We start from the raw sequence: 24,965 nt of genomic DNA on the forward strand, positions 1-24,965 counted from the left end.
CATGAGTGGAAGGTTCGGCCCGCGCCTCGCTGTCGTCGTATCCACCCTGACCGTGGTGGTCGGCATCGCCGGCGTCATCGCGACGTTGGTCCTCAACGCGTTCGTGCTCGACGACTACGACGCGTACGGCGAGGTGCCGATCCCGGGTTCCGGCGAAGTCCACCTCCCCGCGGGTGACGTGAACGTCAGTTTCCACACGCTGGTCATCGGACAGCCGACGACCGGATTTCCCATCCCGCGGATGAGCCTGAGCATCGAACCGCCCGACGGTGTGGCCGACCCGGTGGTCACCGAAAGTATCGGCGCGACAACCACAGTCAACAGCGACACCCATGTGCGGGTATGGACTGCGCGAATCGCTCAGGGCGCCACCTACCGCGTCACCACCGACGGCGACATCAACGGCTACATCAGCCCGCGCCTGGCGTTCGGCCACGGCAGCAGCCACGCTTGGTTGCCGTGGGTGTTCGGCCTGCTCGCCGGGGCGGGCGCGGTGCTGCTGATCCCGTCGGTGCTCTGGTCGGTGCGCGCCGCCAAACGCGCCCGGCCCCTGGCGCCCGACGAGATGCCGCCGACGTCGGATCAGGGCTAGTGCCCCCGGGCCACCCAATCGTCGTAGTTGACCAGTTCGTCGCCGATCGTGGTGGAGTCGCCGTGGCCGGTGTAGACGACGGTGTCGCCGGGCAGCTTGCCGAGCCGGCCCGAGATCGACTCCAGGATCGTCGGGAAGTCGGAGAATGACCGGCCGGTCGCGCCGGGCCCACCCTGGAACAGCGTGTCGCCGCTGAACACCGCGTTGAGTTCGGGCGCGTGCCAGCACACCGAACCGGGTGAATGCCCGGGGGTGTGCAGGGCGCGCAACTCGATACCGGCGACGGTGAGGGCGTCGCCGTCGTCGACGGTGCGGAAATCGTTGTCGGGGTGCGTCATCCGCCACAGCATGTCGTCGGCCGGGTGCATCAGCACCGGCGCGTCGAGCGCCGCGGACAGTTCGGGGGCGACGGTGATGTGGTCGTTGTGCCCGTGCGTACAGACGATCGCCACCACGTTGCGGCTCCCGACCGCCGCCCGGATCGGTGCGGCGTCATGGGCGGCGTCGAACACGATCACGTCGTTGTCGTCGCCGACGATCCAGATGTTGTTGTCGACTTCCCAACTGCCGCCGTCGAGTTCGAACGTGCCGCTGGTGACGACCCGTTGAATCGGTCCGCCGTTCATCGCTTTCTCCTCATCGCGCAAGCGCTCATCGGTCTAACACCACCACCGAGCGCAATACCTCTCCACCATGCATTCTCGTGAACGCCCCTTCCACATCGTCGAGCGCGATCCGTTCGGTGACGAACTTCTCCAGCGGCAACCGGCCCTGCAGGTACAGGCTGATCAGCGTGGGGAAGTCGCGCTCGGGCAGGCAGTCGCCGTACCAGGACGACTTCAGCGATCCGCCGCGGGAGAAGAAGTCGACCAGCGGCATCTCCAACGTCATGTCCGGCGTCGGAACACCCACCAGCACCACCGTGCCCGCCAGATCACGGGCGTAGAAGGCCTGCTTCCAGGTCTCCGGACGCCCGACCGCGTCGATCACCACGTCGGCGCCGAACCCGTCGGTGAGGTCCTGGATGGTTTCCACCGGATCGAGCTCGCGCGCGTTGACGGTGTGGGTGGCGCCGAACTCGCGCGCCCAGTCCAGCTTCTTGTTGTCGGTGTCCACCGCGATGATTCGCTTGGCGCCGACCAGTGCCGCACCGGCGATCGCCGCGTCGCCGACGCCGCCGCACCCGATGACCGCAACGGTGTCGTCACGGTTGACCGCACCGGTGTTGATCGCCGCGCCGATGCCGGCCATCACGCCGCAGCCCAGCAGCCCGGCCACGGCCGGGTCGGCGGCGGAATCGACTTTCGTGCACTGGCCCTCGTGCACCAGCGTCTTGTCGGCGAACGCGCCGATGCCCAGCGCGGGCGTCAACTCGGTGCCGTCGCTCAGCGTCATCTTCTGCGCCGCGTTGTGGGTGTCGAAGCACAGGTGCGGGCGGCCGCGCTTGCATGCCCGGCACTGCCCGCACACCGCACGCCAGTTCAGGATCACGAAATCGCCTGGGGCCACGTTGGTGACCCCCGCACCGACGGATTCCACGGTGCCGGCGGCCTCATGGCCGAGCAGGAACGGGTATTCGTCGTTGATACCGCCGTCCCGGTAGGTCAGGTCGGTATGGCACACACCGCAGGCGATCACGTCGACCACCACCTCGCCAGGGCCGGGATCGGGGATGACCACATCCACCACCTCGACCGGCGCACCCTTCTTCCGCGAAATCACACCACGAACCGTTTGACTCATGCGTCCAACGTAATGGGTGGGCAATTTCGGTGAGGAGGGCGCAGCGGAGTGTCAGGCTGGAGGCATGATCCCGGCGCTGTATCTGTCCCACGGCGCACCCCCGCTCGTCGACGACGACCTGTGGGTGTCGCAGCTGACGGCATGGGCCGGCGAACTGCCCCGCCCCACGGCGATCCTCGTCGTCTCCGCGCACTGGGAGTCCGCGCCGCTGACCATCGGTTCGACGTCGCCGCGGACGCCGTTGACCTACGACTTCTGGGGATTTCCGCAGCACTACTACGACGTCACCTACGACGCGCCCGGCGCCGCCGACGTCGCGGCGCGCGTCGAAGCCGCGATGCCGGCCGACGAACCGGTGCGCCACGACCCGCACCGCAGGCTCGATCACGGCGCCTACGTTCCGTTGACGGTGATGTATCCCGACGCCGATGTCCCCGTCGTGCAGATCTCGATGCCGACGCTGGATCCGCAACACCTGCTGAGGCTCGGTGAACGGTTGCGACCGCTGCGCGACGACGGCGTCATGCTCATCGGGTCCGGGTTCACCACGCACGGGCTGCCGTTCCTCGACGACCCGTCGCCGGGCGCGGTGCCACCGGGGTGGTCCGTGGAGTTCGACGCATGGGCGGCCGAACGGTTCGCCGCCGGCGACGTCGACGCGCTCGTCGACTTCCGCCACCGCGCGCCGGGCATGCCGTACGCGCATCCCACGATCGAGCACTTCGCACCGCTGTTCGTTGCGCTCGGCGCATCCTCGGACCCCGGCCAAGCCCCGCGCCAGGTGATCGACGGATATTGGATGGGACTGGCGAAACGATCGATCGAACTGCTCTGAGGGGAGATACCGTTGACCCGAATCGACATGGTTACCCGGCTGGACGTTTCGAGTGAACTTCTGATCGCGGCGCGCAGCGCGCACGGGCGCCGCGACTGGCGCGCGGCCTACGAAGCGTTCACGCAGGCCGCGGAGGACACCTCGCTGGGCGTCGACGACCTCGACGCGATGGCCACCGCGGCCTGGCGCCTCGGGCACGGCAAGGAATCGTTGCGGGTCGCCGAGCGGGTCTTCACCCAACTGGCCCGCACCGATCCGCCGTCGGCGGCGATGAAAGCGGTGGACGTCGCGCTGGGGTGGCTCACCCGCGGCGACGTCAACATCGGGCAGGGCTGGATGAATCGGGCGCGGCGCCTGCTCGAGGGCGCGCCCGCCGGCCCGACCCACGCATACCTGGCCTACCTGGACGCCGTCGTCGCCGTGCGGAACCGCGACACCGCCGTCATCGGGCCGCGGGTGAGCGCGCTGCGGGAACTGTGCGGGCGGCTCGATTCGCCTGCGCTGACCGCGTTGTCCCACGTCGCCGAGGGGCTGGAGGCGATGCTGGACGGCCGGATGGCCGAGGCGTACAGCCTGATCGACGAGGCGATGCTGCCGGTGCTGGCTGATCAGGTGCCGCTGGACTGGGCCGGCGACATCTACTGCATCGTGTTGCATCACTGCCACCGGCTTGCCGATCTGCCGCGCATGCGGTCGTGGACTCAGTCGATGGAGCGTTGGTGCCGCGACTTCGCGGCCTCGATCACCTACGGCGGCGTATGTGACGTGCATCGTCTGCAACTGTTGGCTGGCACCGACGACTACACGGCCCTGGACGCTCGACTGGATCAGACAAGCCGCGCGCTGGAAGAGGTCAACAGTTGGGCCGCGGGCGAGGGCTATTACCAACTCGGCGAAGTACGTCGCCTTCGCCGCGACGCCGACGGCGCACTTGCCGCCTTCGCACGGGCGCGAGAACTGGGCGTCGAGCCCCAACCCGGCGAGGCGCTGCTGCACTGTCATCTGGGTGACGGCGAGATTGCATGGACCAATCTGCGGGTGGCGCTCGCGGGCGAGGATCGGCTGGGCCGGATGCGTCTGCTGTTCGGTGCCGTCGAGGTGGCCTTGTCCCGCGACGACATCGACGAGGCCGAAAGGCATTGTCAAGAATTGGAATCCGGGGCAGCCGCATTCGGCACACCGGGCTTCCGGGCGTGGGCGGCGCATGCGCGTGGTGCGGTGCTGGTGCGACGCGCTCAACACGCGCACGCTCTCGAAGTGCTGGAGGGCGCACTGCGGGAGTACCGCGTACAACAGTGCCGTTACGAAACCGCGCAAGTCTATGAATGGATGTCGGTGGCGCACAGAGGTCTCGGAGAGCAGGATCTGGCCGCCGCCGACGCGGCAACCGCGGAGAACATCTATGCCCAACTTGGGGTCGAGTCGTCTCAGTGCGCGTCGCCCTTGCCGGGCGGTCTAACCAGACGGGAGATCGACATCCTGCGGCGGGTGGCCAGCGGCGGGACAAACAAGCAGGTCGCCGAGCAGATCTGTATCAGCGAGAAGACCGTCGGGCGACATCTCGCCAACATCTATGGCAAGCTCGGGGTCTCGTCGCGTACCGCGGCAGTGGCCTGGGCGCACGAACAGAACTTGTTGCACTAACTGCCTACATCATTTGCATCATCATGCAGTCGCGGATTTGCATGGTTTTCCCGATGCGTTCGAACGTTGTGCGGCCTACTGTTTTCGTCATGACGACTTTGCCCGATACCGCGGTGGCCGACACCACCGAACAGTTCGCAGAGCGCATGGTCGGTGCGATCGACAGCGCCAGCCTGGCCATCCTGCTGTCGATCGGCCATCAGACCAAGTTGTGGGACACGCTGGCCGAACTTCCTCCGGCCACCAGCGCCCAGATCGCCGACGCAGCCGGGCTCAACGAACGTTACGTGCGCGAGTGGCTCGGCGGCGTCGTGGCGGCACAGGTGGTCGACTACGACGCAACCAACCAGACGTTCACGTTGCCGCGATCGCGCGCGGCGGTGCTGACCCGCGCGGCGGGACCGGACAACCTCGCCCGCGTCGCGCAGTTCATCCCGCTGCTGGCCGAGGTCGAACAGAAGATCATCGGATGCTTCCGAACCGGCGGCGGCCTGTCCTACAGCGAGTATCCGCGCTTTCACCAGGTGATGGCCGAGGAGAGCGGGGAGGTGTTCGATGCGGCGCTGGTCGACGTCATCCTGCCGATGGCCGACGGGCTGCCGGAGCTGCTGCGCGCGGGTGCAGACGTCGCCGACATCGGTTGCGGCAGCGGACATGCCATCAACGTCATGGCCACGGCGTTTCCGGCCAGCCGCTTCACCGGGATCGACTTCTCCGATGAGGGGCTGGGCACCGGCCGGGCCGAAGCCGCGCAACTCGGCCTGACCAACGCGGCGTTCGTCGCCTGCGACGTCGCTGAGCTCGACGCCGTCGAAAACTACGACGTCATCACCGTTTTCGACGCAATCCACGATCAGGCCCAGCCCGCCAAGGTGCTGGAGAACATCCACCGCGCGCTGCGGCCCGGCGGCTACCTGTTGATGGTCGACATCAAGGCGTCGAGCCGGCTGGAGGACAACGTCGGTGCCCCGTTCTCCGCGTACATGTACACGGTGTCGACGATGCACTGCATGAGCGTGTCGCTGGGGCTAGACGGCGCCGGGCTTGGCACGTGCTGGGGCCGCCAGCTCGCCGAGTCGATGCTCGTCGACGCCGGTTTCGCCGAGGTGCAGGTGCGCGAGATCGAGTCGGACCCGATCAACAACTACTACATCGCCCGCAAGTAAGCTCCGCGCGGTGGGCGCGCTGAACGCTATTGCCGACTGGCCGGTGGCCACAGCGGCTGCTGCCGTGGTCGGTCCGTCAGGGGTGCTCGCCGAGTACGGCGACGGCGGGCACAAGTTCCGGCTGGCGTCGGTCACCAAACCGTTGGTCGCCCGCGCCGCGCACATCGCAGTCGAAGAAGGCGCGATCGGACTCGACACCGAAGCGGGCCCACCGGGCTCGACCGTGCGCCACCTGCTGGCACACGCGACCGGCTACTCGATGAACTCCGCGGAGCTGATGGCCAAGCCCGGCACCCGCCGGGTGTACTCCAACTACGGCTTCACCGTCCTGGCCGAGACGATCGCGCAGGCGTCGGGCATCGAGTTCGGGCAGTACCTCACCGAGGCGGTGTTCGAAGCGCTCGGCATGTCAGCCACGTCGCTGACCGGCGGCGCGTCCGCCGCCGGGTTCGGGGCCACGTCGACGGTGACCGACCTCGCGGCCTTCGCCGTCGACCTGTTGCGCCCCGCCACGGTGTCGGCGCAGATGCACGCCGAGGCCACCAGCGTGCAGTTCCCCGGTCTGACCGGCGTGCTGCCCGGTTTCGGGGTGCAGCGGCCCAACGACTGGGGGCTGGGTTTCGAGATCCGCGGCACCAAGTCGCCACACTGGACCGGGTCGGCCAACTCCGGCGCCACGTTCGGCCATTTCGGCCAGTCAGGCACGTTTTTATGGGTTGATCCGGAGGCCGAGCTCGCGCTCGTGGTGCTCACCGACCGCGACTTCGACAAGTGGGCATACACCCCGTGGCCTGCCCTCTCTGATGAAGTGCTGAGAGAATTCCGCGCAGACTAGCGCAACAGGGGTCACACAAGGCACAATAGACACGCACGACACATACATATCTGCAAGTCATTCGGTTTTGCCAGGTCGTTGGGGAAGACGTCCCTCGTGGAACCGAAGGAGCAGCAGATGCGTGCAGCGAATCAGTTCGCCGACGCGACGACAGGCGTGGTGTACATCCACGCCTCACCCGCGGCGGTGTGCCCGCATGTCGAGTGGGCGTTGTCGTCGACCCTTCAAGCCAGGGCGAATCTCAAGTGGACCCCGCAGCCGGCCATGCCCGGACAGCTGCGCGCGGTCACCAACTGGGTCGGCCCGGTCGGCACGGGTGCCCAGTTGGCAAGCGCACTGCGCTCGTGGTCGGTGCTGCGGTTCGAGGTGACCGAGGATCCCAGCGCCGGCGTCGACGGACACCGGTGGTGCCACACCCCGCAGCTGGGCATGTGGAGCGGGCCGATGAGCGCCAACGGCGACGTGATGGTCGGGGAGATGCGGTTGCGCGCGCTGATGGCCGAGGGCGCCGACATGCTCGCCGCCGAGCTCGATTCGGTTCTGGGCACCGCATGGGACGAGGCACTCGAGCCCTACCGCGACGGCGGGGAGGGCGCCGAGGTCAGCTGGCTGTCGCGCGGAGTGGGCTAGCTGCCAGCCGGGCGCAGGATCTTCAGCGCGGCAGGCACCGCCGACACCTCGACCGGCAGCGGGCAGATGTACTCACCGTCGGCGTAGGCGTTGATACCCGGCGAGTCGACGGTGATCGTCTGCGCCCGGGCTGTGCTCACCTCGTCGAGGTGCACGTGGGTGCCCTTGAACACGGTGGGAAACAGCCGGATGAGCTTGGTGCGCGAGGCTGAGGCCACCATCGTCACGTCGAGCTTGCCGTCGGTGGGGTCGGCGTCCGGGCAGATCAGCATCCCGCCGCCGTAGCTCTTGGTGTTGCCGAACGCGGCCAGCGTCAACTCGATGTCCATCTCGCGCCCGTCCAGGCACAGCCGAAACGGCAACAGCCGCAGCTTCGACAACTCGGCGACGATCGCCAGGTTGTAGCGCATCCGGCCGTGCGGCCAGGTCATCCGGTTGGTCCGGTCGGTGACCAGCGAGTCGAACCCGGCGGCCATCACGGTGCCGAACCATTTGTTGGTGCCGTCGGCGCCCACGATGCGACCCAAGTCGATGGTCTTGGTGACACCATCGACGACGACGTCGGCGGCCGCCTCGGGATCCTTTCGCGGAATGCCGAATTCACGCGCGTGGTCGTTACCCGTGCCGGCGGGGATGATGCCCAACGGTATGTCGGTCTTGGCAAGCACTTGCAGCGCGAGGGAAATGATGCCGTCGCCGCCGACCACCACGAGCGCGTCCATATCGCGTTCGAGGGCGCCCTCGACGAGGCGGCGGGCGTGCTCGGCGTCGCGGCCCACGATGGCGACGACGTCGACGCCGCGCTTGGCGAACCTGGCGGCCGCCCGCTCGGCGGCGTGTGACGCGCTGCCGTGCCCCGACATCGGGTTGGTCAGGACAGTGACCCGGCCGACTGACATCATTGATGCTTCCTTCGGCTGGGAACCTGGGACGTCACTCCCGGAAGGAAGCCGCTCTCGACGGATGAGGGTCTACTAGGGCAGCGATTGTCGGTGGTGGGAATTACGGTTCGGGTATGTCCCGGTTCCGACTGTTGCCGACTCCCGAGCAAGAGGAGGGCTTGTTGGCGCATTGTCGGGATGCGCGGTATGTGTGGAATTTGGCGGTGGAGCAGCAGCAATACTGGCAACCGGGCCGCAAGGCTCCCGGTTATGTCGAGCAGTGCGCGCAGTTGACGGAGATTCGGGGAGAATACGGGTGGCTTCGCGCAGGAAGTCACACGGTGCAGCAACAGGCGCTGCGCGATTTCGCCCAAGCGATGCGAAACTTCTTTAACGGAACGCATAGCCGTCCGACGTGGCGCAAGGCCGGCGTGCATGAAGGGTTTCGGCAAGTCGCCGTGAAGGCGCACCATGTCGAGCGGTTGAACCGCCGCTTCGGCCGCATATGGGTACCGAAGGTTGGTTGGGTGCGGCTTCGCCTGTCGAGGGCGGTGCCGGACGGTGTCAAGTCTTACCGGGTTAAGCGTGATCGGGCTGGACGCTGGCATATCGCGTTCGCGAACATTCCCCATCCGATCACTAGTCCAGGTGACGGCAGCGTGGTGGGGGTCGATCGCGGCGTGGCGGTGTCGGCTGCTCTGTCGACCGGCGAACTGCTTCACGCACCCAGTCTTACACCTGGTGAGTCGAAACGACTGAAGGTGTTGCAGCAGCGGCTCGCCCGCGCCAAGCTCGGCTCCCGTCGACGCGAGAAGGTCAAACGGGCGATCGCGAGACTGAAGGCACGCGAAAGAGATCGGCGCAAGGACTGGGTGGAAAAAACCACTACCGACCTCGCAGGGCGGTTCGACGTGATCAGAGTCGAGGCCCTTGATGCGCGGGCGATGACGCGCTCCGCGAGCGGCACCATCCAGCAGCCCGGTATGGGCGTGGCTCAGAAGAGGGGGCTCAATCGCGCAATCAGCCGAAGCGGCTGGGGCCAGCTTGTTACACGCCTGCAGCACAAGGCTTACGGCCGGGTCGAGCAGGTGCCGGCTGCGTACACGTCGCAACGATGCTCCGCGTGCGGGCACGTCGCTCCTGGGAACCGCAAGAGCCAAGCGGTTTTCGAGTGCGAAGCCTGCACTGCTGGACGGTGCAACGCCGACGTCAATGCTGCACGTAACATCGCCGCCGGACGGGCGGTGACCGCACGGGGAGACCTCGCCAGTGGGCGGTCTATGAACCGTGAACCTCAATTCTCTACTCCTGCCGCGTAGGCGGGTGGTATGGGGTTGGAATCTCCGGACTTTGGTCCGGGGAGGACGTCAAGGAATCAGCTTGCCGGGGTTGAGGATTCCCGCCGGATCCAGCGTGGCCTTGACCGCGCGGAGCACCGCGACGCCGAGGTCGCCCACTTCGTCGCGCATCCACGGCCGGTGGTCCGCGCCCACCGCATGATGATGGGTGATGGTGCCGCCGGTGCGCATCATCGCATCCGAGGCGGCGGTTTTGGCCGTGCGCCACTGTTCGATGGGGTTGCCGCGCTGTCCGGCCACGACGGTGAAATACAGCGACGCGCCGGTGGGGTACACATGGGAAATGTGGCACAGCACAAGCGCCGGTGTGCCGGATTCGGCGAGCGAACTCGTCAGCGCCTCGGTGACCGCGGCCTTGAGCGCCAACACATTCGACCAGTTCGTGGCGGTCTCCAGCGTCTCGCACAGCGCGCCTGCGGACAGCAGCGAGTCCCGCAGATACGGCGCGCCGAACCGGCCGTGCTCCCAGGCTCGAGCCGGTTCCTCACCCAACGAGGTTCCGCCCGCGGCCTCCAGCACCGCGCGGGTCTCGGCGTGGCGGCTCGCAACGTGGGCGTCGGTGCCCTCGAACAGCGTGACGGCCAGGCAGCCGCCGGTGATCTGCTGTTCGCCGATTTTCTCGGTGGTCGCGAGGTTGACGCCGGTCTCTGCCTCGTCGGACAGCCGGATCACGGTCGGTCCGGTGCCGGTCTGCACGACGGCGCGCAGCGCGTCGGCGCCGGTCGCGAAGTCGGGAAACGACCAGGCCTCGTAGCGGGTGGCGGTCGGCACGGGGTGCACCCGGACCCGCACCCGGGTGATGACGCCGAACACGCCCTCCGAACCGATCAGCAGCTGGCGCAGGTCGGGTCCGGCCGCTGACTCCGGGGCGCGGCCCAACTCGAGCGTGCCGGCCGGGGTGACCGCCCGCAGCCCACGGACCATGTCGTTGAACCGGCCGTAGCCTGCCGAATCCTGCCCGGAGGACCGGGTGGCGGCGAACCCGCCGATGGTGGCGTATTCGAAGCTCTGCGGGAAATGGCCGAGCGAGAAGCCGCGCTCGCCGAGCAGGCGTTCGGCGTCGGGCCCGGTCATTCCGGCGCCGAGTTCGGCCTCACCGGAAATCTCGTCGAGGGAATGCAGCTGGTTCAGCCGCCGCAGGTCCAGCGAGACGACGGCGGCGAAGTCGCCGCGGATCGGGTCGAGCCCGCCGACGACGCTGGTGCCGCCGCCGAACGGCACGATCGCGATACCCCGCTCGGCGCAGAACCGCAGGATCGAAGCGATCTCGTCCTCGGAGCCCGGCAGCAGCACCGCATCCGGGGCATCCTGCACACCGGAATCCTTGCGGCGCAACAGGTCCAGCGTGGACTTGCCGCCGGCGCGCAACAGGCGTCCACGGTCGTCCACAGTGCAGTACTCAGCGCCGACGATCGCAGAAAAGCCGTCGCGGTCGGCGTCGGACAGCGCGGACGGCCGGAGCCGCACCTCCTCGACCGTCGGTTCGGGAACCGTCGATCCCGCCACCCCCAGGGCCTGCTCGAGCAGCGCCCGGATCCCTTCTGACAGGGGTTTGGCGGCGTCGGGGTCACCCCAGGCGTTCCACTTCATCGGGGGCAGCAGGCCGGCCGGGTGGTCATCTCGACGCGTCATGCGTTACAGTATTACACATGATGTCAAGCAGTAACGTAACTTCGGCGTCGATCGAGGACCGGATCCTCGAGGCGGCGGCGTACTGCGTCACGGCATACGGAATCGACCGCGTCACCCTGGCCGAGATCGCCCGCCGCGCGCGCGTCAGCAGGCCCACGGTGTATCGACGCTGGCCCGATACCCGATCGATCATGGCCGCGTTGCTGACCGCGCGGATCGTGGCCCTGCTCGATGAGGTGTCCGCACAAGGCGTGGGGCGCGAGGCGCTCGTCGACCGTATCGTCGCCGTCGCACAGCGTGTACGCGGTGACGACGTGGTGATGTCGGTGCTGCACAGCGCACCGGAGCTGGCCATGGTCTACATCGCCGAACGACTGGGTACCAGCCAGCAGATCCTGTTGGACGCGGTCGCCGGCGAGATCAAACTGGCACAGGACGAGGGCAGCGTTCGCGACGGCGACCCGCGCCAACTCGCGGCCATGTGCGTGCTGATCACCCAGTCGACGATTCAGTCCGCCCAGATCGTCGCTCCCATCCTCGACGCCGACGCGTTGGCCGTCGAACTGGCTCACTCCCTGAATGGATACCTGAAACCGTGACTGGCTCAACAGCTCTGAACGCCACCCGGCGCGCCGCCGAACTCGCTGCGCTGGCCGACGGGGAATCGCCCGACGTCCTGGTGATCGGCGGCGGCATCACCGGTGCGGGTATCGCGCTGGACGCGGCCACCCGCGGGCTGAGCGTCGCGCTGGTCGAAAAGCACGACATCGCCTTCGGCACCAGCCGGTGGAGTTCGAAGCTCGTGCACGGCGGGCTGCGCTACCTGGCGACCGGCAACGTGGGCATCGCGCGGCGCAGCGCGATCGAACGCGGAATCCTGATGACCCGCAACGCCCCGCACCTCGTCAACGCCATGCCCCAACTGGTTCCGCTGCTGCCGTCGATGAACACCGCGTCGCGGGCGCTGGTCCGGTTCGGCTTCCTGGCCGGCGACGGGCTGCGCAAGCTGGCTGGCACCCCGGGTTCGACGCTGCCGCGCTCACGGCGTGTCGACGCATCGCACGCCATCGAGCTCTCCCCGACGGTGCGCCGCGCCGGATTAGACGGTGGCCTGCTTGCCTACGACGGGCAGTTGATCGACGACGCGCGCCTGGTGACGGCGGTGGTCCGCACCGCGGCACAGCACGGCGCGCGCATTCTGACCCGGGTAGCGGCCTCCGACGCCACGGGCACCACGGCGCGGCTGACCGACCAGCTATCCGGCGAATCCTTCGATGTCACGGCCCGCGCCGTCGTCAACGCCTCCGGGGTATGGGCCGGTGAGGTGGACCCGTCGATCAAGCTGCGGCCAAGCCGCGGAACGCATCTGGTGTTCGACGCCGAAGCATTCGGCAATCCGACTGCGGCGCTGACCGTTCCGATACCCGGGGAGATCAACCGCTTCGTGTTCGCGATGCCCGAACAGCTGGGCCGGATCTACCTCGGGCTCACCGACGAGGACGCGCCTGGCCCGATTCCCGATGTGCCCGAACCGACTCCGCAGGAGATCACGTTCCTGCTCGACACCGTGAACACGGCATTGGACGTCTCGGTGGGATCCTCAGACGTGATCGGCGCGTATGCCGGGCTGCGGCCGCTGATCGACACCGGAGCGGGCCGCACGGCGGACGTGTCCCGCGAGCACGCGGTCGTAGAGTCGCCGTCGGGTCTGATCAGCATCATCGGCGGCAAGCTGACCGAATACCGCTATATGGCCGAGGATGTCGTGGACCGGGCCGTCGCGTTGCGCGGGCTGACCGCCACACCCTGCCGCACCCGCAACCTGCCGCTGGTCGGCGCGCCCTCGAATCCCGTCACGACGCTGCGCGCGCCGGTCGAGATACCCAGTTCGCTGGTCGCGCGTTACGGCGCCGAGGCCCCCAACGTGATCGTGGCCGCCAGTTGCGAGCGGCCGACCGAACCGGTGGCCGACGGGATCGACGTCATCCGCGCGGAGTTCGAATACGCGGTGACGCACGAAGGCGCGCTGACCGCCGACGACATCCTCGACCGTCGCACCCGGATCGGGTTGGTCAAGGCCGACCGCGACCGGGCCGAGACGGTAGCCGACGAATTTGTGGTTTCGGCGCGCTAATGCCCCGTCACGGGCGCTGAGCGCGCCGAAATCGCTGCCTTACAGCGGGATGTTCTTGTGGCGACCGCGGCGGGCCGGCGCTTCGGCCAGCGCCTGCGTCAGCTTGCTGCGGGTCGTCGACGGGTCGATCTTCTCGTCGACCACGCCGATGTCGATCGCGGAATCGACCCCACCGGCGATCCGCTCGTGCTCGGCGGCCAGTTCCTCGTGCAGCGCCTCGCGCTCGTCGTCGGACGCGGCGGCCAGCTTCTTCTTGTGCAGAATGCCGACCGCGGCCTTGGCGCCCATCACCGCGACCTCGGCGTCGGGCCACGCGAACACCTTCGTCGCGCCCAGCGAGCGCGAGTTCATCGCGATGTAGGCGCCGCCGTAGATCTTGCGCGTCACCAACGTGACGCGCGGCACCGAGCACTCGCCGAACGCGTGCAGAAGCTTCGCGCCGCGGCGCACCACCCCGCCCCACTCCTGATCCACGCCGGGCAGATAGCCGGGCACGTCGACGACGTTGACGATCGGGATGCCGAACGCGTCGCACAACCGCACGAACCGCGCGGCCTTCTCGGCGCTCTCGGAATTCAGGCAGCCGCCCAGGCGCAGCGGGTTGTTGGCGATGACGCCGACGGTACGGCCCGACAGCCGGCCGAGGCCGATGACGATCGAGGGCGCCCACTTGCCCTGGAACTCGTCGAACGGTGCGTCGTCGTCGAGGAGCGCTTCGACGATCGGGTGCACGTCGTAGGCGCGCCGCGCGGATTCGGGCAACAGCGCGTGCAGGTCGGTGTCACCGGCTTCTGCCTTGGCCCGGTCGAAATGGCCCTGCTGGCAGAACAAGCCGACCAGCCGGCGGCCGCGGTCATAGGCGTCGATCTCGTCGTCGGCGACGATGTGGCATACGCCGGACTTCTTGTGGTGGGTGTCCGGGCCACCCAGCGACGCCATGTCGACGTCCTCGCCGGTCACGCTGCGCACCACGTCGGGTCCGGTGACGAACACCCGGCCTTCCCGCGCCATGATCACGACGTCGGTCAGCGCGGGCCCGTAGGCCGCGCCACCCGCGGCGAAGCCGACGACGATCGAGATCTGCGGGATGTAGCCCGACGCCCGGATCATCGCCTCGAAGACCAGGCCGACCGCGTGCAGGGCCTTGACCCCCTCGGCGAGGCGCGCGCCGCCCGAGTGCCAGATCCCGACGATCGGGCTCTGCTCCTCGATGGCGGTGTCGTAGGCGTTGACGATATGGGTACACCCCTCCATACCCATGGCGCCACCCATGACGGTGCCGTCGGTGCAGAAGGCGATGGTGCGGACGCCGTTGACGGTGCCTGCGGCGGCGAGGACGCCGGAGCGGTCACGTTCGTGCAGCAGCTCAACGGTGCCGTCGTCGAAGAACGTGCTCAGCCGCAACAGCGGATCGCGTGGGTCCAACGATTCGCCAACCGTCTCGGGCGCCATGATCGTCATCGAAACCTCCTGTAGCGCACCGGATTTCGGCGTGCGCCTCGAGTTGTGGGTACGTCAGTACTTCCCGAAGGCGAGCGCGACGTTGTGCCCACCGAATCCGAACGAGTTGTTGATTGCGTACTGGTAATTTCCGGGCCGAGCCCCACCTGCAACGACATCCAGGTCGATCTCGGGGTCTTGATTCTTCAGGTTCAGCGTCGGCGGGATGATGCCGTCCCGCAGCGCCAACACGGTGATGATGGACTCCACCGCTCCGACCGCGCCCACCGAATGCCCCAGGGCCGACTTGGGTGCGTAGACCGCAGGCCGGTGTGAGCCGAGCGCATTGTTGATCGCGATGCCTTCGGCGACGTCACCGACCGAGGTGCCGGTGGCGTGCGCGTTGACGTGGTCGATATCGGTGGGCGAGAGGCCCGCGAGCTGGATGGCGCGGGTCATCGCATGTCCGGCCTGCTCACCGTTGGGGTCGGGGGCCACCATGTGGTAGCCGTCGGACGTGACGCTGGCACCCATGATGCGGGCCAGGATGTTGGCCCCGCGCGCCTTGGCGTGTTCCTCGGTCTCGATGACCAGCAGCGCGCCGGCCTCACCGAACACGAAACCGTTGCGGTCCTTGTCGAACGGACGACAAGCACCTGGCGGGTCGTCGTTGGTGTTGGACAGCACGATTCGCATCTGGGCGAAACCGGCGATCGGCACGGCCTCGATCTTGGATTCGACACCACCGCAGATCGCGATGTCGGCTTCGCCGAGCACGATGTTGCGCCATGCGTGCGCAATACCTTCGGATCCGGAGGCGCACGCCGAAACCGGCGTGATCACACCGGCTTTGGCGCCGCGTTCCAAGCCCACCGCGGCAGCAGGGGAGTTGGGCATGTACTTCTGCACCGCCAACGGCGATACCGCCCGCATACCCTTGGCGCGCATGTCGTCGTAGGCGAAGACGAGCTCTTCGGCCGAACCCATGCCCGTCCCGATCGACACCATCAACCGCCTGGTGTCCACCTCGGGGGAACCCGCGTGTTTCCACACCCGCCGGCCCAGCACCGTCGACATCTTCTGCAGATACGACAGCCGGCGCAGTTCGACCTTGGTGAGCTCGGAGTCGAAATCCTCGAGCAGGTGACCACCGATACGGACCGGGAGGTCGTACTGTTCGACGAACGGATCCTTGAGCTTGCGGATTCCGCTGCGCCCCTCCAGCAACGCTTTCCAGGTGCCCTCGGCGTCGGTCGCCACGGACGTCGTCATCGCGATACCGGTGACGACGACGTTGGGGAAACCGGCTCCTGTGGAGAGCCGAGTCAGCCGTGTCTGCCCTGCCATTACAGTCCCGACGTTTCCTTTCCTAGCTCAGTAGCGTCCGAACGCCAGGGCGACATTGTGCCCACCGAAACCGAACGAGTTGTTGATGGCGTACTGGTAGTCGCCATATCGAGGCTCGCCCGCAACGACATCGAGATCGATCTCGGGGTCGGGGGTTTCGTAGTTGAGCGTCGGCGGGATGACGCCGTCGCGCAGCGTGAGCACGGTCAGCACGGACTCCAGCGCTCCGACGGCCCCGATTGAGTGGCCGAGCGCCGACTTCGGCGCGTACACCGGGGCATGTTCGACGCCCGCCACGCGAATCGCGTTGGCTTCGGCGACGTCACCGATCGACGTGGCCGTGGCGTGAGCGTTGACGTGCTGAATGTCCTTGGGCTCCAAGCCCGCGGTCTCCATCGCACGCTTCATTGCGTGGCCGGCCCGCAGACCGTTGGGATCCGGGGCGACCATGTGGTAGGCGTCCGAGGTGATGCCCGCACCGAGCAACCGGGCCAGCGGCTTGGCGCCGCGTGCCTTCGCGTGCTCCTCGGTCTCGATGACCAAGAGCGCGCCGGCCTCACCGAACACGAAACCGTCCCGGTTCTTGTCGAACGGCCGTGATGCGCCTTCGGGATCGTCGTTGTTGGTCGACATGGCGCGCATCATCGAGAACGCCGCGATCGGCAGCGCCTCGATACCGCCCTCGACACCGCCACATACGGCGATGTCGGCGTCGCCCATGACGATCTGCCGCCACGCCTGAGCGATGGCCTCCGAGCCTGACGAGCAGGCCGACACCGGGGTGAGCACGCCTGCGCGGGCCCCGAGCTGAAGCCCGACGACCGCGGCCGCACCGTTCGGCATGATCATCTGAACGGCCAGCGGCGACACCTTGCGCGGGCCGCCCTCGTTCATCGCGTCGTAGGTCTCGACGATCTTCTCGCCGCCACCCAGGCCGGTGCCGATCACGACGGCGAAGCGGTCCGGGTCGACCTCGGGACTACCCGCGGTCTCCCAGAGCTGACCGCTGAGCAGCTTGGCCATCCGCTGGACGTAGGACATCCGGCGCATGTCGAGACGCGACATCTGTGGATCGATGGGCTCCTTGAGGTGTCCACCGATTCTGACCTGCAGGTCCCACTTGGTGACGAAGTCGTCGGTGAGCACGCGGATTCCGCTGTCGCCTGCCAGCAGGCCCTTCCACGTGCTCTCGATGTCCGCCGCGATCGACGTCGTCGCCGTAACGGCGGTTACCACAACGCTGGGGAAACCGCCGTTAGCAGTGGAAGGTCTGGTCACTTGTTGTCCGCGATCTGCGCCCGAATGGCGGCAGCGGCCTCGGGGTTCTCTTCCTCGAGCTTCTGGATGTAGGCGACGACGTCACCGACGGTGCGCAGGCCGGCGAGATCCTCGTCGGGGATCTTCACGCCGTACTTGTCCTCGGTCTGGACGGCGATCTCCACCATCGACAGCGAGTCGATGTCCAGGTCGTCGACGAACGACTTCTCCGGGGTGACCTCGGACGGCTCGATACCGGTGACCTCTTCGATGATCTCGGCGAGACCGGCAATGATTTCTTCTTGAGTTGCGGGCACGGTGGCTCCTTCTATTTGTTTGGTACTGCTTACTTGTTGTGACGTTCAGATATGCGGTTGTGCTTCCCGGCGAGCCGGAAATGTGATGCCCGTCAGAACTCTGCGAGCCCGTCCAGGTCAGCCGGGGATTTAACCGGGTAGGCCGGCACTCCCCGAAGTTCGCGTTTGGCGATACCGGTCAGCGTCCCGGCGGGCGGGAACTCGACGATCGCGGTGACATCGTTGTCCCGCATGCTGGCGGTGCACAGGTCCCACCGCACGGGGCGGGTCATCTGCGCGACCAACTTGGTCATGGCGTCGGCGGCCGAGGCCACCGGCTGGCCGTCTGCGTTCGACAGTAGCGTCGCGCTCGGCTCGTTGGTCGTTACACCGTCGGCCGCGGCGGCGTAACCGTCGAGGGCCGAGGCCATGTAGTGGGTGTGGAAAGCGCCCGCGGTGGCCAGCTTGCGCACCCGCGCCTTCTCCGGCGGGTCCTCGACCAGCTTGTCCAGCGCGGCGAGGGCACCCGCGGCGACGATCTGTCCGGCGGCGTTGCGGTTGGCCGGCACCAGGTCGAGCGCTTCGAGGCGAGCGAGCACCTCGGTTTCGTCGCCGCCGAGCACCGCGGCCATACCGGTCGGCTCCGCTGCGCAGGCCTTGGCCATCTCGGCGCCACGAGTGGCGGCCAGCTTGACCGCGTCGTCGGGGGAGATGACCCCGGCGATGGCGTATGCGGCGATCTCACCGACGGAGTGGCCCGCCACCAGCAAGTCCTGGCCCTGCAGCAGGCCGCGCTTGGTCAGTTCCTCGTGCGCGAGCAGGGTCGCGGCGACGACGAGCGGCTGGGTCACCGCGGTGTCGGTGATCTCCTCGGCGGCCGCGGTGGTGCCCAGGCGGGCCAGGTCCAGTCCGCTGATCTGCGACCAGGCGGCAAGACGCTCGGCAGCACCGGGTAGCTCAAGCCACGCGGCGAGCATGCCGGGAGTCTGGGAGCCCTGTCCGGGCGCAAGCAATGCAAGCACTCTCTAAGAGAACACTGTGAAGACGGTTTTGCGCGGTGTAAGAGATTATGAACCTCGTCTTATGTTTTTGTGGATAGTCCACAAAAAGGCATGTGATGCGACTTCACCGAGATCGCTTCGCGACCAGCAGCTTCGTTTACTGACCTGTCGGGTTGGCGGGTCGCAGCACCGGACGCACCACCGGACCGGTATTTGGCGTGCTCGTTTGGTATGTCTGGCGGCTGAGCCGACCCATGCTGGAGGCCACGCGGAGCACGTACGCGTCGCGTGGGACAGTGGGATCACGTCCGGTGAAGTCGGCGATCCGTTTGAGCCGGTAGCGGACGGTATTTGGATGAACGAACAATTTGCGGGCGCAGGCCTCGATGGCGCCTCCGGAGTCCAGATACGCGTCCAGGGTCTCGGTCAGCGCAGGGCCGGCGTCGGCCAACGGCCGCATCACCTCCGTCTCCAACGCCGCGATCGCCGTCGCGTCGCCGAGCAGGGCCCGCTCGGGCAGCAGTTCGCGGGCGGCCACCGGCCGCGGCGCCCCGGTCCAGCCCGCGACGGCGTTCATCCCCGCGATCGCCTCGGTGGCGCTGCGATGGGCCGCACCCAGGGTGGGCGCGGTCGGCCCGACCACGACGGGGCCGTCGGCGAACACCGACAGCACGTCGGCGAGGAACCGGTCGGTCGGGGACAGCGCACCCGAGACGATGGCGACCAGCCAGGCGCCGTGGACGTCGGACAGCGCCGCGCGGCCGTTGCGCTTCACCACGTCGTGGATGTCGTCGCTGGCCAGGTCGATGCGGTCGGGTTGGGGCAGGCCCACGATGACGGTGGCCGGCGCGGTGGCGTCCCAGTTCAGCGCGGCGGCCTGCGACTGCAGCTCCGGTCCGGTGTCGCCGCGCACCACGGCGTCGACGACGTTGGCCTCCATCCGGGTGTCCCATGCGCCGCGGGCCTCGGCCTGGTCGGCGTAGGCGGTGGCAGCGGCGAACGCGAGATCACGGCTGTAGCGCAGGATGCCGGCGGTCAGCGCGGTCAACTGCTCCTCGTCGCGGGCCAGCAGCGGCACCACCTCTTCGAAGAACTCCATCGTGGTGCGGACCAACTCCACCGACTGACGCAGCGCGATCCGCCGGCGCAGGTCCTGGGGGACCACTTCGAACGCCTCGGCGGTGTAGCTGACATTGCTCTGCGGATTGCGCATCCACTCGACGAAGTTCACGATCGCGGTCTGCACCACCAACTGCACGCTGGCCCGCTGCGAGGCCTCGAGCTCGGCGAAGAACGGCAGCCGTTCCTCCAGCGCACGTACCGCCTGGGTGGACAGCCGGCCCGAGTACTGCTGCAACCTGCGCAGCACGGTGTCGGGCACCGTCTGCAGCACTTCGACGGTGGACTTCGGCGGAACGTACCGATTGTCGGCCACCGATAAAGGCTACGCGAAACCTATGGAGGAAACCTCCAAGGTATTGCGGTGGACTACGCCACTCCGGGTCCGATGTCGTGGACTACGCCACTCCGGGGTCCGACGTCTGCTCGGGTGCGGCCAGGACATCGTCGATCTGGTACCGGTTCGCGGCGTCGACGGCGACCGACTGGTCGATGTTGCCGTCGCGGGCCAGCCCCTCGAGCACCGCGACGGCGATCGACTCGGCGTCGGTGTTGTAGAAGCGGCGCGCGGCGGGGCGGGTGTCGGAGAAGCCGAAGCCGTCGGTGCCCAGCGTGATGTAGGTGCCCGGCACCCAGGGCCGGATCTGTTCGGGCACCGCGCGCATCCAGTCGCTGACCGCGACCACCGGCCCGGCCGCATCGGCGAGCGCCTTTGTGACGTAGGCGGTCTCGGCCGGACGGTCAGGATGGCGCAGCCGTTGCTTCTCGATCGCCACGCCGTCGCGGTTGAGCTCGCCCCAGCTGGTGACCGACCAGACGTCGGCGGCGACGTCCCAGTCGGTGGCCAGCAGCTCGGCCGCGCGCAGGGCCTCGGGCATGGCCACCCCCGAGGCCAGGATCTGCGCGACGTTGGCCCGCTGCTGCGGCGCGGGCCGGTACCGGTAGATGCCGTGCAGCAGGCCCTCGACGTCGAGGTTCTCCGGCTCGGCGGGCTGCTTGTAGGGCTCGTTGTAGATGGTGATGTAGAAGAAGACGTTCTCCTGCTTCTCGCCGTACATGCGGTCCAGGCCGCTTTCGATGATGTAGGCGATCTCGTAGGCGAACGCCGGGTCGTAGGCCACCACCGCCGGGTTGGTCGAGGCCAGCAGCGGCGAGTGCCCGTCGGCGTGCTGCAGGCCCTCGCCGACCAGGGTGGTGCGCCCGGCCGTCGCGCCCAGCAAGAAACCGCGCGTCATCTGGTCACCGGCGGCCCACAGGTTGTCGCCGGTGCGCTGGAACCCGAACATCGAATAGAAGATGTAGACCGGGATCATCGGCTCGTTGTGCGTCGAGTACGACGTGCCGACGGCGATGAAGCTGCCCGACGAGCCGGCTTCGTTGATGCCCTCGTGCAGGATCTGGCCCACTTCGCTTTCCTTGTAGGCCAACATCAACTCGGCGTCCACCGAGGTGTACAGCTGCCCGTTGGGGTTGTAGATCTTGAGGTTCGGGAACCACGAGTCCATCCCGAACGTGCGGGCCTCGTCGGGAATGATCGGAACGATGCGCCAGCCGATCTCCTTGTCGCGCAACAGTTCTTTGAACGTGCGCACGGTGGCCATGGTGGTGGCCACCTCTTGGTTGCCCGACCCCTTCTTGAGCGACTTGTAGGTGTCGCGCCCGGGCAGAGCCAGCACCTTGCCCTTGTTGCGTCGCTCCGGCACCCAGCCGCCCAGCGCCCGGCGGCGTTCGAGCAGATACCGGATCTCGGGGGCCTCCGGACCCGGGTGGTAGTACGGCGGCAGGTACGGGTCCTCGTCGAGTTGGGCGTCGCTGACCGGAACCCGCATCGCGTCGCGGAAGTACTTGAGGTCTTCCAGCGCAAGCTTTTTCATCTGATGGGTGGCGTTGCGGCCCTGGAAGTGGGCGCCCAGCGAATAGCCCTTGATGGTCTTGGCCAATATGACCGTCGGCTGGCCCTTGTGCTCCATCGCGGCGCGGTAGGCGGCATACACCTTGCGGTAGTCGTGCCCACCGCGCTTGAGGTTCCAGATCTCCTGATCGGACAGGTGCTGCACCAGTTGCTTGGTGCGCGGGTCGCGGTTGAAGAAGTGCTCACGGACGTAGCCGCCGTCGTTGGCCTTGTAGGTCTGGTAGTCGCCGTCGGGGGTGACGTTCATCAGGTTCACCAGGGCGCCGTCCTTGTCGGCCTGCAGCAGCGCATCCCACTCGCGGCCCCACACCACCTTGATGACGTTCCAGCCCGCGCCGCGGAAGAACGACTCCAGTTCCTGGATGATCTTGCCGTTGCCGCGCACCGGGCCGTCCAGGCGCTGCAGGTTGCAGTTGACGACGAAGGTCAGATTGTCCAAACCCTCCAACGCCGCCACGTGGGCCAGCCCGCGGCTTTCGGGCTCGTCCATCTCGCCGTCGCCCAGAAACGCCCACACGTGCTGGTCGGAGGTGTCCTTGATGCCGCGGTTGTGCAGGTAATGGTTGAACCGGGCCTGGTAGATGGCGTTCATCGGGCCCAACCCCATCGACACCGTGGGGAACTCCCAGAAGTCCGGCATCAGCCGCGGGTGCGGATAGGACGGCAGCCCGCCGCCGGGATGGCTGTGTTCCTGGCGGAACCCGTCGAGGTCGTCGGCGGTCAGCCGGCCCTCCAGGAACGCCCGGGCGTAGATCCCCGGCGAGGCGTGCCCCTGGACGAACACCTGGTCCCCGCCGCCGGGGTGGGCCTTGCCGCGGAAGAAGTGGTTGAAGCCCACCTCGTACAGCGCCGCGGAGGACGCATACGTCGAAATATGGCCTCCGACACCGACTCCCGGACGTTGCGCGCGGTGCACCATGATCGCGGCGTTCCACCGGATCCAGGTCCGGAAGCGGCGTTCGACTTCCTCGTCACCGGGGAACCAGGGCTCGGATTCGGTGGGGATCGTGTTGACGTAGTCAGTGGACGTCAGCGCCGGAATGGCAACGCGCTTCTCGCGGGAGCGCTCCAGCAGGCGCAGCATCAGGTAGCGGGCCCGCGCGGGCCCCGAGCGTTCCACCAGCTGATCGAACGACTCGAGCCATTCGCCGGTCTCTTCGGGATCGATATCGGGCAGGTAAGACGCGACCCCTTCGCGGATCACTCGAACCCGATCGGGTTCTGCTGGGGTGCTGGAGTTTTGGGCCAGGTCCTGGCGCGCGAACTCGGTGGTCAACTTCCGCTCCTTGTTAGGCGGTATAGGTGTTTACCGATGTGCACAGATGTTTTCTGCGCGACGTCTATCTTTGTCCCATCCTGCCGCAGGCGCACCGCTGGGGGTGCAGACCGAATGAACCGGCGATCGCCGATGGGAACCGGTAACGTCTGCAGACCGTGCAGATCGGTGGGCTGTTGCGGAAGCGGCTGCGGATCGCCGCTCTGGTATTGGGCAGCCTGGCTGCCGCGGCGATGATCATCGTCGGCTGCAGCAGCGTCACGGACGGCACTGCCAAGGTCGACGCGGGTGAGGCGCCGGTCTACCGGGCGTCGGTGTCGGCCTCCATCGAGGAGTCGGTCTCCAGCTCGCGTGCGCGGGAATCGGAGCGCCAGTCGTCGCTCACCACCCAGGCCATCCACTCCTCGTGCGAAGCGCTGAGCTCCAGCAGCGTCGACGCGATCACCGCCGTGAACGACTACGTCGACGCGTTCAACAAGAACGCCGCCGACGTGGTCGTCAAGACCGGGCCGGCGATCGACGCGCTCAACCACAGCGCCGACCTCGTCGCGCGCAGCGTCTCCGACCCGCTGAGCCCCGAGTTGAAGGACGCGCTGAACGCGTGGGTGGCCGCATCCAGGGGCCTGGCCACCGCAATTGCCGGCAATTACGGCCCCGAGGAGTTCAACGCGGCGATCACCCGGCTCAACGATACGAAGACCACGGCGCTGAACCTCTGCGATGCCGCATACTGACGCAGTTTGGTGCCCAGTTTGATGAACTTGCCGCCAGGCATCTGCAAACGCAGGCGCTCGTGCGACGATATGTTCCGAATGCGCAAGGTGCGCCCGAGCTTGGCTGAAGGAGGACCACGGTGGTCGCGGCGGATGACGCCCCGAACTACGCCCGCAGACTGGGCATCCAAAAAGATCAGGTTGTGCAGGAGTTGGGCTGGGACGAAGACACCGACGACGACATCCGGGCCGACATCGAAGACGCGTGCGGTGGTGAGCTGCTCGACGAAGACTCCGACGAGGTCATCGATGTGGTGCTGCTGTGGTGGCGTAACGATGACGGCGACCTCGTCGACCGGTTGATGGACGCCATCACCCCGTTGGGCGATGACGGCGTCATCTGGGTGGTCACACCCAAGACCGGCAAGCCGGGACACGTGCAGCCTGCCGACATCGCCGAGTCCGCCCCGACCGCGGGCCTGATGCAGACGTCGTCGGCGAACCTCGGCGACTGGATCGCGACCCGGTTGGTGCAGCCGAAGTCCAAAGCCGCAGGGAGGCGCTAAGTGCTGGAGGTTGGCACCGAGGCGCCGGACTTCACCCTGAAGGACCAGAACGGGCAGCCGGTCACGCTGAGCGGCTTCCGGGGCGAGAAGAACGTGGTGCTGGTGTTCTTCCCGTTGGCCTTCACCGGCATCTGCCAGGGTGAACTCGACGAGATCCGCGACAACCTGCCCGCCTACGAGAACGACGACACGGCGACGTTGGCCATCTCCGTCGGGCCGCCGCCCACCCACAAGATCTGGGCGACGCATAGCGGGTTCCTGTTCCCCGTGCTGTCGGACTTCTGGCCGCACGGCGCGGTGGCGCAGGCCTACGGCGTCTTCAACGACGACGCGGGCTTCGCCAACCGCGGCACGTTCGTGGTGGACCGCTCCGGGGTCATCCGGTTCGCCGAGATGAAGGAGCCGGGGGAGGCGCGCGACCAGTCGGTATGGACCGAGGCGCTGGCCGCTTTGCGGACCGGCTGAATTTCGCGTCGCGCGAGGTCGGCGTGTAGCTTGCCTTCGCAGGGGCGCGTAGCTCAGTGGTAGAGCTCTGGTTTTACACACCAGCGGTCGGCGGTTCGATACCGTCCGCGCCCACCAGAAACA

23 protein-coding genes and 1 tRNA gene are annotated in these 24,965 nt (G+C 67.5%); 13 read left to right on the forward strand and 11 right to left on the reverse strand.

What is annotated here, in order from left to right:
- The first annotated feature begins 1 nt into the window (after position 1).
- Positions 2-592 carry an SHOCT domain-containing protein gene (locus tag K3U96_RS10575; protein WP_220692975.1) on the forward strand — a complete coding sequence of 197 codons (591 nt, stop codon included), beginning with the start codon at positions 2-4 and terminating at the stop codon, positions 590-592.
- Here the strand turns inward: K3U96_RS10575 and K3U96_RS10580 are convergent.
- Together K3U96_RS10580 and K3U96_RS10585 are read right to left on the reverse strand one after the other, a co-directional pair.
- Entirely contained in the window at positions 589-1,218 is a 630-nt protein-coding gene (locus tag K3U96_RS10580; RefSeq protein ID WP_069404891.1) for an MBL fold metallo-hydrolase, read from the reverse strand. The genes K3U96_RS10575 and K3U96_RS10580 overlap by 4 nt on opposite strands.
- 25 nt (positions 1,219-1,243) lie before the next feature.
- A complete protein-coding gene (locus tag K3U96_RS10585) occupies positions 1,244-2,335 on the reverse strand; it encodes an S-(hydroxymethyl)mycothiol dehydrogenase (RefSeq protein WP_220692976.1) in 1,092 nt (363 codons plus the stop codon).
- A 64-nt stretch (positions 2,336-2,399) separates the two neighbouring features.
- Between K3U96_RS10585 and K3U96_RS10590 the strand changes: the two genes are divergently transcribed.
- The 5 genes from K3U96_RS10590 (at position 2,400) to K3U96_RS10610 (ending at position 7,445) form a co-directional block, all read left to right on the forward strand.
- Entirely contained in the window at positions 2,400-3,170 is a 771-nt protein-coding gene (locus K3U96_RS10590) for a dioxygenase family protein (protein WP_069404893.1), read from the forward strand.
- Positions 3,171-3,197: 27 nt separating this feature from the next.
- Positions 3,198-4,814, forward strand: a complete 1,617-nt coding sequence (locus K3U96_RS10595) for a response regulator transcription factor (protein WP_220693482.1) — start codon at positions 3,198-3,200, stop codon at positions 4,812-4,814.
- 89 nt (positions 4,815-4,903) lie between these two features.
- Positions 4,904-5,980, forward strand: coding sequence for a class I SAM-dependent methyltransferase (locus K3U96_RS10600; protein WP_220692978.1), 1,077 nt, complete (start codon positions 4,904-4,906; stop codon positions 5,978-5,980).
- A 10-nt stretch (positions 5,981-5,990) separates the two neighbouring features.
- Positions 5,991-6,815 (forward strand): serine hydrolase domain-containing protein, encoded by an 825-nt coding sequence (locus K3U96_RS10605; RefSeq protein WP_069404895.1) that lies wholly within the window; start codon positions 5,991-5,993, stop codon positions 6,813-6,815.
- Between the two features lie 117 nt (positions 6,816-6,932).
- Entirely contained in the window at positions 6,933-7,445 is a 513-nt protein-coding gene (locus K3U96_RS10610) for a DUF3145 domain-containing protein (protein ID WP_069404919.1), read from the forward strand.
- Here K3U96_RS10610 and K3U96_RS10615 read toward each other — a convergent pair.
- The gene (locus tag K3U96_RS10615) at positions 7,442-8,347 is read right to left on the reverse strand and encodes a diacylglycerol kinase (protein ID WP_220692981.1); all 906 of its coding nucleotides are present in this window, start codon (positions 8,345-8,347) and stop codon (positions 7,442-7,444) included. The genes K3U96_RS10610 and K3U96_RS10615 overlap by 4 nt on opposite strands.
- Before the next feature lie 113 nt (positions 8,348-8,460).
- Here K3U96_RS10615 and K3U96_RS10620 point away from each other — a divergent pair, with 113 nt between their 5' ends.
- The gene (locus tag K3U96_RS10620; protein ID WP_220692982.1) at positions 8,461-9,645 is read left to right on the forward strand and encodes an RNA-guided endonuclease InsQ/TnpB family protein; all 1,185 of its coding nucleotides are present in this window, start codon (positions 8,461-8,463) and stop codon (positions 9,643-9,645) included.
- A 48-nt stretch (positions 9,646-9,693) separates the two neighbouring features.
- Here the strand turns inward: K3U96_RS10620 and K3U96_RS10625 are convergent, their stop codons facing one another.
- Positions 9,694-11,274 carry an FAD-binding oxidoreductase gene (locus K3U96_RS10625; RefSeq protein ID WP_220693483.1) on the reverse strand — a complete coding sequence of 527 codons (1,581 nt, stop codon included), beginning with the start codon at positions 11,272-11,274 and terminating at the stop codon, positions 9,694-9,696.
- A gap of 59 nt (positions 11,275-11,333) precedes the next feature.
- Here K3U96_RS10625 and K3U96_RS10630 point away from each other — a divergent pair, with 59 nt between their 5' ends.
- Positions 11,334-11,915, forward strand: a complete 582-nt coding sequence (locus K3U96_RS10630; protein ID WP_069404899.1) for a TetR/AcrR family transcriptional regulator — start codon at positions 11,334-11,336, stop codon at positions 11,913-11,915.
- Positions 11,912-13,450, forward strand: coding sequence for a glycerol-3-phosphate dehydrogenase/oxidase (locus K3U96_RS10635; RefSeq protein ID WP_220692983.1), 1,539 nt, complete (start codon positions 11,912-11,914; stop codon positions 13,448-13,450). The genes K3U96_RS10630 and K3U96_RS10635 overlap by 4 nt, the downstream gene beginning before the upstream one ends.
- Before the next feature lie 39 nt (positions 13,451-13,489).
- On the opposite strand, the gene K3U96_RS10640 is transcribed toward K3U96_RS10635, so the two are convergent.
- From K3U96_RS10640 to aceE, 7 genes are all read right to left on the reverse strand, one after another.
- Positions 13,490-14,911 (reverse strand): acyl-CoA carboxylase subunit beta, encoded by a 1,422-nt coding sequence (locus K3U96_RS10640; RefSeq protein ID WP_220692984.1) that lies wholly within the window; start codon positions 14,909-14,911, stop codon positions 13,490-13,492.
- Positions 14,912-14,965: 54 nt separating this feature from the next.
- A complete protein-coding gene (kasB, locus tag K3U96_RS10645; protein WP_220692985.1) occupies positions 14,966-16,237 on the reverse strand; it encodes a 3-oxoacyl-ACP synthase KasB in 1,272 nt (423 codons plus the stop codon).
- 27 nt (positions 16,238-16,264) lie between these two features.
- Complete coding sequence (kasA, locus tag K3U96_RS10650) at positions 16,265-17,515, reverse strand: 3-oxoacyl-ACP synthase KasA (protein ID WP_069404903.1); 1,251 nt, start codon at positions 17,513-17,515, stop codon at positions 16,265-16,267.
- Positions 17,512-17,811 carry a meromycolate extension acyl carrier protein AcpM gene (gene acpM, locus K3U96_RS10655; protein WP_069404904.1) on the reverse strand — a complete coding sequence of 100 codons (300 nt, stop codon included), beginning with the start codon at positions 17,809-17,811 and terminating at the stop codon, positions 17,512-17,514. Before acpM ends, kasA begins: the two co-directional genes overlap by 4 nt.
- 92 nt (positions 17,812-17,903) lie before the next feature.
- On the reverse strand, positions 17,904-18,812 hold the full coding sequence (locus K3U96_RS10660) for an ACP S-malonyltransferase (RefSeq protein WP_220692986.1): 909 nt from the start codon (positions 18,810-18,812) through the stop codon (positions 17,904-17,906).
- 136 nt (positions 18,813-18,948) lie between these two features.
- On the reverse strand, positions 18,949-20,226 hold the full coding sequence (locus K3U96_RS10665; RefSeq protein ID WP_069404906.1) for a PucR family transcriptional regulator: 1,278 nt from the start codon (positions 20,224-20,226) through the stop codon (positions 18,949-18,951).
- A gap of 82 nt (positions 20,227-20,308) precedes the next feature.
- A complete protein-coding gene (aceE, locus tag K3U96_RS10670; protein WP_220692987.1) occupies positions 20,309-23,098 on the reverse strand; it encodes a pyruvate dehydrogenase (acetyl-transferring), homodimeric type in 2,790 nt (929 codons plus the stop codon).
- Positions 23,099-23,331: 233 nt separating this feature from the next.
- Between aceE and K3U96_RS10675 the strand changes: the two genes are divergently transcribed.
- The 4 genes from K3U96_RS10675 (at position 23,332) to K3U96_RS10690 (ending at position 24,959) form a co-directional block, all read left to right on the forward strand.
- Positions 23,332-23,832 (forward strand): Rv2240c family protein, encoded by a 501-nt coding sequence (locus tag K3U96_RS10675; RefSeq protein ID WP_069404920.1) that lies wholly within the window; start codon positions 23,332-23,334, stop codon positions 23,830-23,832.
- A 119-nt stretch (positions 23,833-23,951) separates the two neighbouring features.
- Positions 23,952-24,377: a DUF3052 domain-containing protein gene (locus K3U96_RS10680; RefSeq protein WP_069404908.1), complete on the forward strand. Its 426-nt coding sequence runs from the start codon at positions 23,952-23,954 to the stop codon at positions 24,375-24,377.
- Entirely contained in the window at positions 24,378-24,842 is a 465-nt protein-coding gene (locus tag K3U96_RS10685) for a peroxiredoxin (RefSeq protein WP_220692988.1), read from the forward strand.
- A 42-nt stretch (positions 24,843-24,884) separates the two neighbouring features.
- A tRNA-Val gene (locus K3U96_RS10690) sits at positions 24,885-24,959 on the forward strand.
- Positions 24,960-24,965 lie beyond the last annotated feature (6 nt).

Source organism: Mycolicibacterium holsaticum DSM 44478 = JCM 12374 (genome assembly GCF_019645835.1).
Taxonomy (GTDB): domain Bacteria; phylum Actinomycetota; class Actinomycetes; order Mycobacteriales; family Mycobacteriaceae; genus Mycobacterium; species Mycobacterium holsaticum.